The organism is Tateyamaria omphalii, assembly GCF_014651375.1.
Taxonomy (GTDB): domain Bacteria; phylum Pseudomonadota; class Alphaproteobacteria; order Rhodobacterales; family Rhodobacteraceae; genus Tateyamaria; species Tateyamaria omphalii.
On the sequence record NZ_BMWT01000005.1, the window covers coordinates 98,303 to 114,507 of the forward strand.

A 16,205-nucleotide genomic window follows, 5' to 3' on the forward strand; every position below is an offset into this window, starting at 1 on the left:
ATTCTCACCCCCGCAGATCGGTGCGGTCCCGGCCGATCCGGTTCATGTCATACGGAGTGGTGAGATAAATCTCGGACAACCAATTGCCATACAGAAGGTGCGCATGACTGCGCCAGCGATTGGTGGGCTTCTGTGATGGATCATCGTTCGGAAAATAATCAACGGGCAGGGCAATCTCGGCGCCTTCGACCTGCACATTTTCCAAATCGCGGTCATATTCCTGTTTCAGCGTGTCGCTGTCGTACTCCAGGTGGTTCATGATGTAGATCGCGCGATGACCCGGGTCCTCGATCAGGCATGGTCCGGTGACATCAGAGCCCAGTAGGATAGGCAAACCGGCCGCCTCAACTTCCGGTGAACGCACCTCTGTCCAGCGCGACACTGGCACAATGCAATCATCGGAGAAGCCGCGCAGATACGGAGACGCGGGCGCGAGATTGGTGTGCCGGTAGGCACCAAACAGTTTCGACCCCAGCAGGTGTTTGGGCACCTTGTGGAAGTGGTGCAGCATTGCCATGCCGCCCCAACACACACCGAATGTGGAATGGACATTGGTTTGGGTCCAATCCATGACCTCTTCCAATTCCTGCCAATAATCCACGTCTTCGTATTCCAGATGTTCGATGGGCGCGCCGGTGATGATCAACCCGTCGAATTTCTGATCCTTCACCTCCTGGAATGGCCGATAAAAGCTTTCCATGTGCTCGGCACTTGCGTTCTTGCTCTTGTGTTCGGACATGCGGATCAGGCTCAGCTCGATCTGCAAAGGCGTGGCCCCGATCAGGCGCGCAAACTGCGTTTCTGTCTGAATTTTCTTGGGCATCAGGTTCAACAGCCCGATCTTGAGTGGGCGAATATCCTGATGGCTTGCCAACTCTTCGTCCATCACCATCACGCCCTCGTTCGTCAGAACGTCATAGGCGGGCAGGGAGGAAGGAATTTTGATTGGCATTTTCTCTGTCTTTCACATTTGTCGCGCTCAAATAACGATTGCTGGCCCGGGTTTCCAGACGTGTAGGCATTGGTAAACAAACGTTGACAGCGGCGTGACGGGCAAAAGTGCGCCGGTGCGTGTTTTGGGGGCGGCTTTAGGGGAAGCAACACCAAGTTTTCTGCATGAGCGAATTGCAGCTGGTTGTTTGTGCATGCCTTGATATGACCCATCAAATCGGGGCTGTTGCCAAGGCAATTGTCTGGTGTCGCGCTCGATCACGCCCACCCATGGCTCCTTAAGAAGCTCGAAGCGCTTGCCTCCAAAGCGATGTGCATCACAAAGGACACTTGTCTGCCACCAACGCTCTCTCATGCCGCCAAAGCCGTCAGAGATCACTGGTTTTGCTGAGAAAGCTTTTGGGCAATGAGGTTCACGAAAGCGTCTTCTGACATCAACGCCGCAACTTCGTCGGCGGTGACAGTCACACCCCAACGTGCCATTGCTTCGTATCGGGGCTGCCTGTGGGCGAGAGCCTTGGCATAGGTCCAGCGCACAAACACGTCAGGATCGACCTTGCCTTCCGCTACACCGGTTTCTGACAAGTAAGTTTCCCAGCACTGCAGCAGGAATTCCGGCTGATAGGCCATCGGCTTCGGTGCCCTGTCAAACCGCGCTATCAGCGCCGCCGTGTGCGCCTCGTCCCCTTTGATCCAGATCGGCAAGGCCACTGCGCTGAGTGCGGTCATCAACGGATCATGGTCATCCGATGGGTCAACCCATTCACAAATGGATCCACCCGTGTCACAGATGAAGTTGGGATAGCCATACAATTGCTGTGCCCGTTCAGCGAAATAGCCGGTGTCGTTGAGTGCGGCAATTTCCGACTGGCGGAACTGCTCTTGTCGCCGGCGGTATTCGGCGATCGGCAAGCCGCCTTTGGACGGGTCGCCCGGTTTGCCCAAATACGTCGATACGGGGCTCAGGTTATGGAACGTGATATTCGAGCCGATATAGATGCTGTCAGACATCAGAAGGTCCCGTAAAAATGGAACCTTCATGGCTTCGGCCTTGGCGTTGTCGGCGATGCGTTCACCCATGTAGCGAGTGCCGATGCGGTAATCGATCGAATAGTGGAACCAGTTTCTGCTGTCGCGCAATGTCGTAGACATATGTGTCTTGCCCAAGCCGGACATTCCAAACACAAGCACACGTTTTGACGGAGCGGCCCGCCAGCTGTCCGCATCGCGATAGAGCATTTTCGTCAAAGTCCCCCCGTGCCGTTTTCCGGTTTGGGCTGTCCTAGCTGCGGGGGCTGGGCCGGTCAACGCTCCCGCGTCGCAGAACGGTGAGGATGCGACCATCTATGATGGTCAGGCCAAGCGCCAAAAGGGCGAAGCCGACAAAAGCGTTTGGGTTGAGTGTCTCATCCCGCACTATGGAGCCTAAGACGATTGCAACCGGCGGGATAACGAGCGTGACCAGCATCAGGTTGCCTGACCCCGCCATGGCCAGAACGCGGTAGTAAAGAAGGTAGGCGCCCGCCGTCGCTAGGATCGAATAGTAGGCAATGGACAGCACTGTGTCCGTTTGCAGGTTCAGGCTGATCGGCCCATCGACCATCCATGCCAACGGAACGGTAACAACGCTTGATCCTGTCAACATACCAGCGGCCGCAACCTGTGGACGCAGGCCGCCAAGGAAATGACGCCCCCAAACACTGGCCAAAGCATAGCTGACGGTGCCCGCAACAATGGCCACTTGGGCGAGGCTGCGCAGATCAAAGGATTTGAAATTCTCCAGCCCAATGGCCGTTGCCACACCAAAAAAACCAAGAGCAACCCCAATTCCCTTGCGCGCTGTGATCCGTTCGTCCGCAAAGAAAAGCGCAGCAGCCATGACTCCGAAAATAGCGGTGGCCGCGTTCAGGATCGATGTAAGCCCGGTTTCGATGTGCAACTGCCCCCATGCCATGAGGCCGAAAGGGATGACGTTGTTCAGAATCCCCATGCCCAGAAATGCACCCCAAACACGCGGATCGCGTGGCACAGGCAGGCGCATTGCCCAAACCACGAGCCACAGGGCCCACATGGCCCAGAATGTGCGATGTGCGATGCTGGTGAGGGGGGCGATTTCGTCCAGAGCGATGCGGATGGACAGAAAGGATGCGCCCCAGATCAGGCCAAGAAGGATAAGTTCGGACCAGGCGCGTCCTGAGAGTGTTTTTTGTGAGGTCATAGGCGCACCTTTTCAGCCCAGCCCCATTTTCGCCACCCGGAACCTGCGCAAAGAAAAACCCCGCCCAGATGGGCGGGGTGTCTGCAGTGTCCCTATGGGGACAGGATCAGAACTTATAGGCGAACTTGATACCAAAAGAAACGGCGTTGTTACCGTCGAAATCTGCAACCGGATTGCCGCCTGGGGACGAAACAGCATCACCCAAAATCGTGTAGCGCACACCGCCAGAAATCGCGAATTGGTCGTTTACATCGTACTTCGCGCCGACGGCGACGTGGCGCGAACCGTTGTTTGGTCCGAGCGGTGACACCAAGTTGTCGTCACCCACTGTGGAGAAACCGGCGGCAATGGATGCAGACCACTTTTCATTGAAACGTCGGCCAACTCCAATCTCGAAATCATATCCATCCTCGAGGTCGGTCAAAGGACCACCTGAAGGATTGACCGAAACGAATCCCGTTGGCGCAACCACTGTATCGCTGTAGCGGGCGTAACGAAGACTACCGAACAGCAAAGTATCTTGCGCAATACCGGTTTGAAAATCCAAATTTATGGACTCCGGTGTGTCTACGTCAGTCGTCGCACCAGGTGCTGAAATCTGGGCTGCGCCGACAAATTCCGTGGTCGGCAAATTGTGTGTCGTGGATGAGTTGTAAGTCAGCGCAACACGCAATGCGATTGCAGGGATTTCATACGCTGCACCAACCACATATCCAACATCACCGTCGGACGCGAAGTTGCCAGAGTACCCATTGAGGCCTCTGAATGCCACGCCACCGAGCGTCACCCCAGCAGAAACCTCTTGATAGCGCAAGCCACCATGAACCGACCAATTGTCATTGAACTTGTACCGCGCCAGTGCAGTCACTGCATTGCTGTCTACGGTTGCTCCTGTGCCGCCGAGAACGCTGGCAGCTGGGTTCCCAGGGTAAAAAACATCCGAACCATATGGTTCGTCGGAGATGATGGCAAATGACAGCTTGTCATTGAAGTCATACTTCAAGCCCAAGTTCCAAATAAGGAAGTTGTCGCCAACATTGTCGATAGGCTGATTTGCAAGTGGTCCGAAGAGCGGGTTGTTTTGCGACCTGCCCTCAACGCTCGGGTTTGTATACCCAAAGCTCAGCTCAACGCGGTTGCCTTCCTCGAACAGGATACCAATGCGCTGGCCTGAGCGGTCAAGGCCGACGGCGTGTGCGGATGCGGTGGACGCCAGAAGCGCCGCGACCGTCAAAAGACGGGTTTTCATGTTATTTCCTCCCAAATGGCGCACAGAGTGGATGTCGAGTGGGTGCGCTTTGGTAAACAATAAGCCGTTTTCAAGGGGCATGCGTCAATATTGACGCTAGGGCAGATCGGCTCTCGTGACGGAGCGTCATAAGTTTGTGACTTTCGGGTCACATCGCCTTCGTTTGACGCGATTCCACCAAAATGTTCACGTAGTTTCCCGCAAAAATGATTGCGGCACCGACAAATACCCAAACATCAATGACTTCGCCATATGCGAGCATTCCAATGATGGCAATGGTTGGCAAGCGGACAAAGTCAATTGGGACCACCACCGTGGCTGGCGCAATAGAGAGTGCATTCGTCAGGCAATAATGCGCCAACAACCCGGCGCATCCGATCAGGAACACCCAAGGTCCGCTTTGCAGATCGGGCAGGGCAGTGTCCCCATCGTAGCCCGCCATGGCGATTCCCATCACAAGCTGCATGGTCGTTAGCCAGAACAGGATCGAGGTGATGCCTTCGTGCCGGGTCAGCCGTTTGGTCAGCATGATCGTGAGCGCAAAGAAGATGGCCGATGACGCCGCTGTGATCACGCCAGCATTGATCCCTGCCATGTCAGGCCGCGCGACAATAAGAATGCCGATAAAGCCCATGATGGCTGCCAATGCCCGCACCCGTGTCAGCCGCTCGCCCAAGATCAGCGGGCTCAGCACGATCACCCAAATGGGCGAGGTGAACTCAAGCGCAAAGACCTGAGCGAGAGGGATGACCGTTACGGCATAAAACCAAAGGTTCTGGCCGGTGAAATGCGCCACGTTACGAAACAGATGGGTGCCTAGGCGGTCCGTCTTGATGCTGCGCCACGCGCCTGTGGCAAAGGCAACCGCGCAGACGACAAAAAAACCTACAACACTGCGATACATCATGATCTCGAACGTATCGAGGCTTTCTGACACCTCACGTCCGGCGACGGCCATCGTCGAAAAGGACGCGATCGACCCTGTCATCCACAGCGCCGCCTTTAACACGGGACTCATGGCATGCCTTTGATTGTGTATTCGCGGGCAATGCCTGCAGTTTTTTTTGCCCAGACCGAATTTGCCGTACGCATCTGATGCGCTTCAAAGGCTGCAGGATCGGTGAATTCCTCGGAAACGGTCCAAATCATCGGATCGTCCGTGGACAATACATCAAATCGAATGCAGCCAGGTTCGGCCCGGGTCAGCCGCACGTGCTCAGGCAATGCTGCGCGTACACGCTCTGCCTCTGCCTCCGTCGCGCAGCGCAGAACCCCGTCCAGTGTCACTCCCATTCAATGGTGCCTGGAGGTTTGGAGGTAATGTCGTAGGTGACGCGGTTGATGCCTGGTACTTCGTTGATGATCCGGGTGGCCGTCTCTCCAAGAAAGTCGTGGCTGAACGGGTAGTAGTCGGCGGTCATTCCGTCGACAGAGGTGACCGCGCGCAGCGCGCAGGCATAGTCATAGGTGCGTCCGTCGCCCATCACGCCAACCGTGCGGACTGGCAGAATGGCGCAGAACGCCTGCCAGATCTCGTCATACAGCCCGTGTTTGCGAATCTGGTCGATATAGACGGCATCCGCTTCACGCAGGATATCCAGCTTGGCGCGCGTGATCTCTCCGGGGCAGCGGATGGCAAGGCCGGGGCCGGGGAAAGGATGGCGCCCGATGAAGTGGTCGGGCAGACCCAGTTCGCGGCCCAGGGCGCGCACTTCGTCCTTGAACAGTTCACGCAGCGGTTCGACCAGTTTCAGCCCCATCTTTTCCGGCAGACCACCCACATTGTGATGCGACTTGATCGTGACGGACGGACCGCCCGAGAAGCTGACACTTTCGATGACGTCCGGGTAAAGCGTGCCTTGGGCCAGGAACTCGGCCCCCTCGATCTGGTCCGCGTATTTCTGGAACACGTCGATGAACAGACGGCCAATGATCTTACGTTTGGTTTCTGGGTCGGACTGTCCTTCAAGTTCCCCCAGAAACAGCTCTGTTTCGTCTGCATGGATGACCTGGAGGTTCATGTGATCGCGGAACATGCCGACAACTTCTTCGGCTTCGTTCTTGCGCAGCAGGCCGTGGTCCACAAACACACAAGTGAGCTGATCGCCCACAGCCTCATGGATCAACGCCGCAGCGACAGAACTGTCGACACCACCGGACAGGGCGCAGATCACTTTCTTGTCGCCAACTTGCTCGCGAATACGCTGCACTGCTTCTTCGCGGTAGGCACCCATCGTCCAATCGCCGGTGAAGCCCGCAAGCCGCACGAAGTTTTCGTAAAGCTTCGCACCCTTGGGGGTGTGGTGCACCTCGGGGTGGAACTGCACGGCGTAGAAATTGCGAGACGTGTCCGCGGTAATCGCATAGGGCGCGTTGGGTGACGTTCCATAGACTTCGAACCCGGGGGCAAGCTTGGACACATGGTCGCCATGGCTCATCCACACCTGTTCCTTGCCATCGCCGAACCAGCCGTCCAGCAGGTTGAGCTGCCCTTCGGGCGTGACAAATGCGCGGCCAAATTCTGCAGTGCCGCCGCCGCCAGAGATTTTGCCGCCTTCAACCAGACCACCCAGCTGCTGCATCATCACCTGCTGGCCGTAGCAGATGCCCAGAACCGGAATGCCCATGTCGAACAAGGCATCGGGCGCCCGCGGCGAGCCCTCACGCGTGACACTGTCTGGACCGCCAGACAAGATTACCGCCTTAGGCGCCATGTCCTGAATGAGACTAGCGTCAACATTCTGGTAGGGATGAATTTCGCAATAGACATCAAGCTCGCGCAAACGCCGTGCGATGAGTTGTGTCACCTGGCTGCCGAAGTCGATGATGAGGAGGCGGTCGTGGATCTGGTCGGTCATGTGCGTGCAATAGGCCTGTGCGCGCGGGGTGGCAAGCGCGGGACTGGGGCTCGGCCCCAGACCCCGAGGTATTTTTCGTCAGAAGAAGGGGGGATGTCGCTTTTTTCCCTTGATGGACGCTAACCGCGCGCCGTTGAGGGGCGGATAGGGTAATCACCGGTGCATCAATTCATCTGACAAGGGGATGCGGCATGGAACAGGCACCGACACGCAGACGGGGACGCGGCGGCGGCGGGGCTGCACGGCGTGCGGAGCGCAGTGCCGTTTCTTTCGAGACGGCGAAGTTCATCGAACGCAATATCCCGAATTTCGAGGTATTGACCGAGGAAGCTCTCGAAATCATCGAAAACAACGCGGAGAAAGTGCTGGAAGAGATCGGTGTGAATTTTCCGGACAATCCAGCCGCGTTGCAGCGTTGGCGCGATGCGGGTGCAGATGTCGACGGTGAACGGGTGCGCATCCCTTGCGGACTTGCACGCAAGCTATGCGAAACGGCACCGCCATCCTACACCCAGCACGCTCGCAACCCGGCCCGCACAGTCGAGGTGGGGGGAAAGAACCTTGTTCTTGCGCCGGTTTATGGCCCACCGTTTGTGCGGGACGCCAGCGGCGGTCGGCGCTATGCGACGATGGAGGATTTCCGCAATTTCGTGAAGCTGGGCTACATGTCGAAATGGCTGCACCATTCGGGCGGCACCGTTTGTGAACCCACGGACGTGGCGGTGAACAAGCGGCACCTTGATATGTTGCACGCTCACATGACGCTATCGGACAAGCCTTATATGGGATCGGTTACTGAACCCAGCCGAGCCCGCGACTCGGTCGAGATGTCGGAGATTCTGTTCGGCAAGGATTTCGTAGCCGAGAACACGGTGATGACATCGCTTATCAACATCAACTCGCCCATGACGTTTGATGACGTGATGATGGGGGCGCTTGAGGTCTATGCGCAGGCAAATCAGGCCTGCATTATCTCGCCCTTCATCGTGGGTGGGGCTATGGCACCGGTGTCGGTGGCGGGGACGCTCACACAAGTGCTGGCCGAGGTGCTGGCTGGCATCGCATATTCCCAGCTGTGCAGGGCAGGGGCGCCCGTCATCATGGGGGCGTTTGTCACCTCGATCGACATGAATTCAGGTGCACCCACCTTTGGCACGCCCGAGGCATCGCACATCACATATGGCGCTGGGCAATTGGCGCGGCGCCTTGGGCTTCCCTTCCGGTCGGCCGGTTCTTTCTGCGGCTCGAAACTGCCCGACGCGCAGGCCGCGTATGAAACTGCCAATTCACTCAATATGGGTCTTCTGTCGGGCGTGAACTTCATGCTGCACTCATGTGGTTGGCTTGAGGGCGGGCTGGTCAGCTCTTACGAGAAATTCGTCATGGATGCGGACCAGCTTGGAACGCTGCACCATCTGGCTGCCGGCGTGCAGGTGGACGAGAACGCGCAGGCGATGGACGCCATTCGAGAAGTGGGGCCGGGCGGGCACTACCTTGGATGCGCCCATACGCAAGCGAACTTCAAGTCAGCGTTCTGGAAGTCAGACCTTCTGGATTACAAGCCGTTTGAGACCTGGGAAGACGAGGGCGCGCGGGATACGGCCGCGCTGGCCACGCTTCGGGTGCAAAAGCTTCTGTCGGACTACCAGCAACCCGCCATGGACCCTGCCACGCGCGAGGCGCTGGATGCCTACGTGGCCGAAAAGAAAGCGGCAGAGCCTGACAGTTTCATGTGATCAGATTGCGGGGTCGCTTTGTGCTGCCCGCAGCGTACGCGCCTCGCCTACAATCGCGATCAGGATGTCGATGTGGCGCAGCAGGCTGTAGGACGAATCGTCATTGACGCGCTGGGCATTCAGGTCGCCTTCGATTTCCATCAGGCGCATAAGTGCGGCACCGTGGCGGGGCAACTGTCCGTAGCCCAGAAGACGCGGCAGATGAGCGTTTCGGCGATAGTCTTCCGCTCCGATTCGCGCGGCGCGCATCAGCAGGCGTGGACGACGAAGTGCGCTTAGCATTGTCAGAATATCTTGCATTTCCGGTCTCCTAAACTTGATGTCGACCCGATCCCCATCGGGTGAGAGTAGGGCAACCATTGCACAACCTGGGCGGGTGTTGCGTGCGTCAAGCGGACCGCGCACGTTGGTTTAGCAACTGTTTATCTTTTAGAAACAATGCTGCTGATATCGACGAATATTAACGATCCAGTAATCAATGCAGCTCTAGGTTGTGTGGATATTTTTGTGGATAACCCGATGCAAACAAAGACATTCGGGGCCCAAAAAGGGAAGAAGGACGGAAAACAGCTATGCGCCACAGCGATGTACTCTGCTCGACGGGCCTGAACCTGCCTGCCTGGGTTCCAGACGGGGCCGTACACTACCTTGCACACACCGAAGCCGGTTTGCCCATCAGGGAACTGGCACGCAAATCGGGATGCCATGCCTCTACCGTATTGCGTCAGATACGACGGTTTGAAACCCGCCGTGACGATCCGCTTGTTGATGCGGTGCTGCGGAAATTGGGGAATTCCCTGGGTCGGAAACGTTCGTCGGCTGCACCTCAGCCCATGAAGGATGATCCGGAAATGCAAAACACTCTTGCTCGGGACCTTGGTCCAGACACCAACATGATGACCCAGGACTCGGTCCGTATTCTGCGGCGCCTCTGTGAAACGGGGGCGGTTCTGGCGGTTGCTGTAGATATGGAAAAAGCCGTTGTCGTCCGTGATGGGGTGACGGGCAGCAGTACGCGCACAGCCGTTGTGGATCGCAAGATCGCGGAGGCAATGGCGCTTCAGGATTGGATCAGCGCGGAAAGCACGGGTCGCATCACGCGGTACCGCATTACTCCGGCAGGCCGGTCGGCCCTGTCCGAGATGATGGGAGAGGTGGAGGACGCCCAGCCCGGTTTTGCCGAGGCGGCCACGCCATTTGCGGATCAGCATCGTCAATGGGGTGAACGCACGGTGCGGGACACGGATACTGGCCAGCCACGCAAGGTGCGCTACAACCTTGCGGAATCGCCGCTCACGGCTCTTGCGCGCCGTCGTGACAAGACGGGGCAGCCGTTTCTTACGGATGATCTTGTCACGGCGGGCGAACGTTTGCGCGAGGATTTTGAACTAGCCCAGATGGGGCCCAGGGTGGCCCAGAACTGGGACCGCTTTTTAACGGGTGGTGGTCGTGGTGGGTTCGCCATGGACAGCGGTGTCGGCAATGGACCGGAAGGCGCGCGCAGCCGCGTGGCAGCGGCCCTCCGGGATCTTGGCCCGGGCCTGTCGGATGTTGTTTTGCGCTGCTGCTGCCACCTCGAGGGTCTCGAAAGCGCCGAGAAACAACTGGGCTGGTCCGCGCGATCCGGCAAGATCGTGCTGCGCATCGCCCTGATGCGTTTGAAACAACACTATGATGAAACGATGGGACCAGGTGGCGGCCTGATCGGCTGATCAATCACGCCTGTTCCAATGAAATGGCGCCGCGCTCCTCCCCGCGGTGCCATTTTTTTGTGGTGACATGTGCACCACTCTTCAACACGGGGCGTCCGTTTCTTAAATCGAGACAACACGCACAACCGAGGGTTCCGCGTGTTTGCAGCGGAGGGTGTTGATGCGATTGTCTCCGGGAAGAGTGTTTGCGCACGTTCGCACCGGGTTGGCGGTCGCGCTCATTGCCATTTTCGGATCATCTGCTGCCCGTGCAGAATGGCAACGCTACGCGTCTGGCGTCGTCGGCACACTCACCGAAGGCAGCTGGCACGAGGCCGTGCGTCCGCCCGAGGTGCAGTTCGCCGACTCGCATCTGATTGGGGGCGCAATTGGATGGGATCGGCCCATTGGTGCCAGTCGCTTTCGCTATGGCGCTGAGGCGCAGCTGGTGCGCCACTTCGGTCGCCCAAGCCATTTCGAAGTAAGCGTGCCTGTTGTTCTACGCTATATGTCGGACGCATCGTCGCCCGTGACATCCTTCGCAGCGGGCTTGGGCCTATCCTATACCACGCGGGTTCCGCAGGTAGAGATTGACCGCAATGGGAACTCGCAGCGTCTGTTCGTGCACTGGATGGCCGAGATCGAGTTTGCATTGCAGGATACAAAACAAACGGCGTTTGTGCGTTTGCATCACCGGTCTGATGGATACGGCCTCTTTGAAGTAGACGCCGGCTCGACGGGTTTTGTGTTTGGACTGCGTCACCGTTTCTGAGGCTCGGGCACGGCGTGCTACCCTTGGTCCACGCGCGTCAGGTTTCGCATAGCGGCCATGCGCCATGTGGTATTCTTTTGCGGATTGTCTATGTTAGAACAAGTTTAACGCTGAACCATTTGGCAGAGATCCATGCGCGACCTGAAAATCCCCGAACAGCGGCACCCGGAAAAGGCGCGGCGGCCTGATAATCCGCAGCCCAAGAAACCGGATTGGATCCGGGTCAAGGCGCCGGTCAGCCAGGGATATAAGGACACGCACAAGATCATGCGCGACAATGGCCTTGTGACGGTCTGCGAGGAAGCAGGCTGTCCAAACGTCGGCGAATGCTGGAGCCAGGGCCACGCGACCATGATGATCATGGGCGAGGTCTGTACCCGCGCCTGCACCTTCTGCAACATCGCGACAGGCAAGCCGCCCGAAGCGTTGGATGCGTTCGAACCCGGTCGCGTGGCACATGCGGTTGAAAAACTGGGTCTGAACCACGTGGTCATCACCTCCGTCGACCGCGATGATATCGAAGACGGTGGAGCAGATCATTTTGCCCAGACGATCCGCGCCATCCGTCACCGCAGCCCGGACACGACCATCGAGATTCTGACGCCGGATTTCATCCGCTGCGATCCGTCGGTGCTTGAAGTGGTGGTCGAGGCACGGCCTGACGTCTTCAACCACAATCTGGAAACGGTGCCGGGCCTGTACCCGGAGGTGCGCCCGGGTGCGCGCTATTTCCACAGTCTGCGCCTGCTGCAACGTGTCAAGGAACTGGACCCATCCATGTTCACCAAGTCGGGGATCATGGTGGGGCTGGGTGAAGACCGACAATCGGTCATCCAGGTAATGGAAGACATGCGCGCCGCCGATATCGACTTCCTGACCATCGGCCAGTACCTACAGCCGACACCAAAGCACCACCGGGTTGATCGCTTTGTTCATCCGGACGAATTTGCGTCCTATGAAAAAGCGGCCTACGGCAAGGGCTTCCTGATGGTGTCGGCAACGCCGCTCACACGATCATCTTACCATGCCGGTGATGACTTTGCGCGTTTGCGTGCGGCCCGTCAGACGAAACTCGCCTGACGTTTCATGCAATTGGCTAGGTGAACCGCACCTTCCCGATATAGGGCAGGTTACGGTTGCGTTGCGCGTAGTCGATCCCGTACCCCACGACAAATTCATCTGGAATTTCGAAACCGGTCCAGTCGGCCTTTACCTCAACCTCGCGTTTGCTCGGCTTGTCGAGCAGGGCAATGGTGCGCAGCTTTGACGGGTTGCGTCCCTTCAGCAGGCGGATCACGTGCTGCATGGTATACCCGGTGTCGACAATATCTTCGACGACCAGCACATCACGCCCTTCAATTGCGCCGCGTAAATCCTTGAGAATGCGCACTTCTCGGCTGCTTTCCATCCCATCTCCATAGGAGGACGCTTCCAGGAAATCGACCTCGATGGGTAGGTCCAGTTCGCGCACCAGATCAGCAATGAATACAAAAGAACCGCGCAAGAGCCCAACGACCACCAGCTTGTCGGTGCCCGCAAACTCGGCCTGTATCTCCCCACAGAGCGACTCAATCCGTGCGGCAATCGCCTTGGCCGAGATCATTCTGTCTATGACATATGGCCGCTCTGACATGCGCTTCCCCTTGATTTTGCATGACAACCGCGACACATCCCTGCGCAACGCTCGTCCAAGGTCACCTTTACCGCAATGCCCACCCATTCCGAAACCCGCTTCCTGCCTTACACCGCACAACAGATGTACGATCTCGTGGCAGATGTGGGCGAATATCCTCAGTTTCTGCCGTGGTGCGCCGCAGCGCGGGTGCGCAGTGTGACACCTCAAGGGGATAGAGAGGTGATGGAGGCGGATCTTGTCATTAGTTTCAAGGTATTCCGCGAGCGTTTCGGGTCCCGGGTCGTGTTGCATCCCGCCGACAAGAAGATTGATACGGAATATCTTGATGGTCCCTTTCGCTATATGAAGTCCAATTGGGCGTTCGTAGACGCCGAAGGCGGGTGCGATGTGTCCTTTTTCGTGGACTTCGAATTCAAGAACGCCATCCTGCAGGGGATCATCGGCGTGGTGTTCAACGAGGCGATGCAACGCATCGTCCGGGCGTTCGAGCGGCGCGCGGCCGAGCTTTATGGATAGCGTCGGCTCAGTTGAACCCGGCCCTTCGGGGAGGATTTTTTGAAACAGGGAAGTACGGACATCACCGCGCTGCTTCTGGCCTATGCGCTGGCTGACCCGCCAGACGATGCGCGCGCAGTGATGCGCTTGTCGTTGCTGGATTGGGCCGCCTGTGGCATCGCCGGGCATCGCGATGGCGCGTTTGATGCTTGGGCAGCGACGCTGGACACGGATGGACCTGCCACGCGGCTGGACGGGCGTGGCGGAGCGGTGGCGGAGGCCGCGCTTGTCAACGGCACATTGTCCCACGCGCTGGACTATGACGACACGCATTTTGCGCATATCGGCCATCCTTCTGTTGCGGTGATCCCGGCAGCGCTTGCTGTGGCGCAGATGCAGGGCGCACGGCTGAAAGACATGGTGGATGCAGCGCTTGTCGGGGCAGAGGCATCGGTTGCAACCGGGCTATGGTTGGGGCGGGGGCACTACCAGGTCGGGTTTCATCAGACAGCCACGGCAGGGGCCTTTGGCGCGGCGATCGCGGCGGCCCGGCTTCTGGGCCTTGATCCTACACAGATGCGGCACGCGCTTGGTCTGTGCTCGACAATGGCGTCCGGGTCAAAGTCTCAATTCGGGACAATGGGCAAACCGCTGAATGCAGGTCTGGCGGCACGCACAGGGGTCGAGGCGGCGTTGTGGGCGCAAGCGAGCATGACCGCGGCCCCTGACGGTCTGGCAGGCGCGCTTGGGTTTGGCGACACACATCACGGGGAAGGGGCAGAGGTGCCGTTCGCTTGGCGCATGGGGGCTGTCAGCCATAAGTTTCATGCCTGTTGCCATGGCCTCCATGCCGCTCTTGAAGCTGTTCGTGACGTTCCGCTGCGCGATGCGTTGCGGGTTGAGGTGCATAGCCACCCAAGGTGGATGACGGTCTGCAATCAAGCGGCCCCTGATACCGGTCTCGGGGCCAAATTTTCCTATGCACATGTGCTGGCCATGGCTGCCCATGGTCTGGATACTGGCGATATCGATGCCTTTACCGACGCCTGCGCGCGTGATCCGCGGCTTGTGGCGTGGCGTCATCGCGTGACCGTTTCACCTGACGATGACCTGACCGAGATGCAGGCGCGTGTGATCGTAGCTGGGGTGGAGTGTTTCCATGACCTCGACACGCCTCTTTCGTTTGAGACCCGTGCCAACCGCATCCACGCAAAAGCCCGCGCGCTGGTGGGCGCACGGGCGGATCATATTGTGCAGGCCATCCAGATGGATGACCTGCCAACTTTTGCTCAGCTGCTGACGTCGTAAGCACGTTCGCCATGCACGGCGAGGTCGAGGCCGTTGACCTCGGTTTCTTCGTCTACGCGCAGCGGCGTAATGGCGCGCACCACAAAGATCAGCACAACCGTCACCACCAGCGTGAAGACACCAACAATGATCAGCGATCCAAGTTGAGCAGCCCAGCTGCCTGCACCAAAGACAGCGATCATGATCGTGCCAAAAATGCCGCCGACACCGTGAACGGCGAACACGTCCAGCGTATCGTCGATCTTCAGCGTATTGCGGATCAGGTTCACAGCCTCTTGGCAAAGGATGCCGGCGACTGCGCCAATGATCAGCGCCTCAACCGGGCCGACAAAACCCGACGCGGGTGTGATCGAGGCAAGACCTGCAATGGTCCCTGTGACCATCCCAACCAGAGACGCCTTGCCGAACTTGATCCGTTCCCACAGCGCCCAGGTCAGTGACGCCATCGCGGCGGAGATATGGGTCACGGTCAGTGCCATCGCGGCACCGCCATCAGCGGCCAGTTGCGACCCGCCATTGAAACCGAACCAGCCGACCCATAGCAGGGCCGCACCCATCATGACCATACCTGGATTGTGTGGCGGTGTAGTTTGGTTCTTGCGCGCGCCGAGGAAGACAGCCAGCACGAGGGCCGCAATGCCCGCGGTTTCATGCACCACGATGCCACCGGCAAAGTCCTTGACCCCAACCTCGCCAAAGATGCCGCCATCGGCCAGCATACCGCCGCCCCAGACCCAGTGTACGACCGGCGCGTAACACAACAGCATCCACAGGCCCGAGAACAGCAGGACAAAGCCAAAGCCAATGCGCTCGACATAGGCACCCACGATCAGGGCAGGTGTGATGATGGCGAATGTCATCTGAAATGCAAAGAACAGTACCTCGGGCAGGGTGCCGGACAGGCTGTCCGCATCGACACCGCTCAGCAGCAGTTTGTCTAAGCCACCCCAAAGGCCGCTTTCACCGCCTCCAAAAGCAATCGAATATCCCGCGATAAACCAAAAAATGCTCATCAGGCAGGCAATGGCATAGCAGTGCATGAAAACGCTCAGCACGTTGCGGGCTCGCACTAAGCCCCCGTAGAATAGCGCAAGGCCCGGCAACGTCATCAGCAGCACCAGTGCGGTTGCCACGATGATCCAGGCGGTATCGGCTCCGTTCATTGTCCCCTCCGGAATTTTTGTATGCGGGGTCCTCTGGCCGACGGTGCCTGCGGAAAAAAGAGGCGCGTGGGGTCACGTGTGCTTATTTTGGGAGCATTTGTTTGAATGCATCTATTTTGTGCGATTTT

The 16,205-nt window shown here is 58.2% G+C and carries 17 protein-coding genes; 6 read left to right on the top strand and 11 right to left on the bottom strand.

The features are described 5' to 3' along the window. Positions 1-4: 4 nt before the first annotated feature. The 8 genes from IE087_RS16900 to guaA form a co-directional block, all read right to left on the bottom strand. Positions 5-952, bottom strand: a complete 948-nt coding sequence (locus IE087_RS16900; protein ID WP_189370550.1) for a homoserine O-succinyltransferase — start codon at positions 950-952, stop codon at positions 5-7. A gap of 27 nt (positions 953-979) precedes the next feature. Continuing rightward, positions 980-1,330 (bottom strand): hypothetical protein, encoded by a 351-nt coding sequence (locus tag IE087_RS16905; protein WP_189370551.1) that lies wholly within the window; start codon positions 1,328-1,330, stop codon positions 980-982. Next, the gene (locus IE087_RS16910) at positions 1,327-2,190 is read right to left on the bottom strand and encodes an ATPase (RefSeq protein WP_189370552.1); all 864 of its coding nucleotides are present in this window, start codon (positions 2,188-2,190) and stop codon (positions 1,327-1,329) included. Before IE087_RS16910 ends, IE087_RS16905 begins: the two co-directional genes overlap by 4 nt. A gap of 43 nt (positions 2,191-2,233) precedes the next feature. Continuing rightward, complete coding sequence (locus tag IE087_RS16915; RefSeq protein ID WP_189370553.1) at positions 2,234-3,169, bottom strand: DMT family transporter; 936 nt, start codon at positions 3,167-3,169, stop codon at positions 2,234-2,236. Positions 3,170-3,275: 106 nt separating this feature from the next. Continuing rightward, entirely contained in the window at positions 3,276-4,418 is a 1,143-nt protein-coding gene (locus tag IE087_RS16920; RefSeq protein WP_189370554.1) for an OmpP1/FadL family transporter, read from the bottom strand. A gap of 148 nt (positions 4,419-4,566) precedes the next feature. Continuing rightward, a complete protein-coding gene (locus IE087_RS16925) occupies positions 4,567-5,436 on the bottom strand; it encodes a DMT family transporter (RefSeq protein WP_189370555.1) in 870 nt (289 codons plus the stop codon). Further along, a complete protein-coding gene (locus IE087_RS16930) occupies positions 5,433-5,711 on the bottom strand; it encodes a putative quinol monooxygenase (protein ID WP_189370556.1) in 279 nt (92 codons plus the stop codon). Before IE087_RS16930 ends, IE087_RS16925 begins: the two co-directional genes overlap by 4 nt. Next, positions 5,702-7,276 carry a glutamine-hydrolyzing GMP synthase gene (gene guaA / locus IE087_RS16935; RefSeq protein WP_189370557.1) on the bottom strand — a complete coding sequence of 525 codons (1,575 nt, stop codon included), beginning with the start codon at positions 7,274-7,276 and terminating at the stop codon, positions 5,702-5,704. The genes IE087_RS16930 and guaA overlap by 10 nt, the downstream gene beginning before the upstream one ends. Positions 7,277-7,467: 191 nt before the next feature. Here guaA and IE087_RS16940 point away from each other — a divergent pair, with 191 nt between their 5' ends. After that, positions 7,468-9,012 carry a trimethylamine methyltransferase family protein gene (locus IE087_RS16940; RefSeq protein ID WP_189370558.1) on the top strand — a complete coding sequence of 515 codons (1,545 nt, stop codon included), beginning with the start codon at positions 7,468-7,470 and terminating at the stop codon, positions 9,010-9,012. Here IE087_RS16940 and IE087_RS16945 read toward each other — a convergent pair whose 3' ends face one another. Continuing rightward, positions 9,013-9,312, bottom strand: a complete 300-nt coding sequence (locus IE087_RS16945; RefSeq protein ID WP_189370559.1) for a DUF6477 family protein — start codon at positions 9,310-9,312, stop codon at positions 9,013-9,015. It abuts the gene before it with no gap. Positions 9,313-9,584: 272 nt separating this feature from the next. On the opposite strand from IE087_RS16945, the gene IE087_RS16950 reads away from it, so the two are divergent. The 3 genes from IE087_RS16950 to lipA all read left to right on the top strand — a co-directional run bounded on the left by IE087_RS16950 (position 9,585) and on the right by lipA (position 12,555). Beyond that, a complete protein-coding gene (locus tag IE087_RS16950) occupies positions 9,585-10,724 on the top strand; it encodes a DUF6456 domain-containing protein (RefSeq protein ID WP_189370560.1) in 1,140 nt (379 codons plus the stop codon). A 160-nt stretch (positions 10,725-10,884) separates the two neighbouring features. Next, the gene (locus tag IE087_RS16955) at positions 10,885-11,475 is read left to right on the top strand and encodes a hypothetical protein (RefSeq protein ID WP_189370561.1); all 591 of its coding nucleotides are present in this window, start codon (positions 10,885-10,887) and stop codon (positions 11,473-11,475) included. Between the two features lie 132 nt (positions 11,476-11,607). Then, positions 11,608-12,555 carry a lipoyl synthase gene (gene lipA / locus IE087_RS16960; protein WP_189370562.1) on the top strand — a complete coding sequence of 316 codons (948 nt, stop codon included), beginning with the start codon at positions 11,608-11,610 and terminating at the stop codon, positions 12,553-12,555. A gap of 16 nt (positions 12,556-12,571) precedes the next feature. On the opposite strand, the gene hpt is transcribed toward lipA, so the two are convergent. Next, complete coding sequence (gene hpt, locus IE087_RS16965; protein ID WP_189370563.1) at positions 12,572-13,108, bottom strand: hypoxanthine phosphoribosyltransferase; 537 nt, start codon at positions 13,106-13,108, stop codon at positions 12,572-12,574. A gap of 75 nt (positions 13,109-13,183) precedes the next feature. Between hpt and IE087_RS16970 the strand changes: the two genes are divergently transcribed. After that, positions 13,184-13,627, top strand: coding sequence for a type II toxin-antitoxin system RatA family toxin (locus IE087_RS16970; RefSeq protein WP_189370564.1), 444 nt, complete (start codon positions 13,184-13,186; stop codon positions 13,625-13,627). A gap of 39 nt (positions 13,628-13,666) precedes the next feature. Beyond that, positions 13,667-14,914, top strand: a complete 1,248-nt coding sequence (locus tag IE087_RS16975; protein WP_229801435.1) for an MmgE/PrpD family protein — start codon at positions 13,667-13,669, stop codon at positions 14,912-14,914. Here IE087_RS16975 and IE087_RS16980 read toward each other — a convergent pair. Continuing rightward, positions 14,896-16,077, bottom strand: coding sequence for an ammonium transporter (locus tag IE087_RS16980; RefSeq protein ID WP_189370565.1), 1,182 nt, complete (start codon positions 16,075-16,077; stop codon positions 14,896-14,898). The genes IE087_RS16975 and IE087_RS16980 overlap by 19 nt on opposite strands. Positions 16,078-16,205 lie beyond the last annotated feature (128 nt).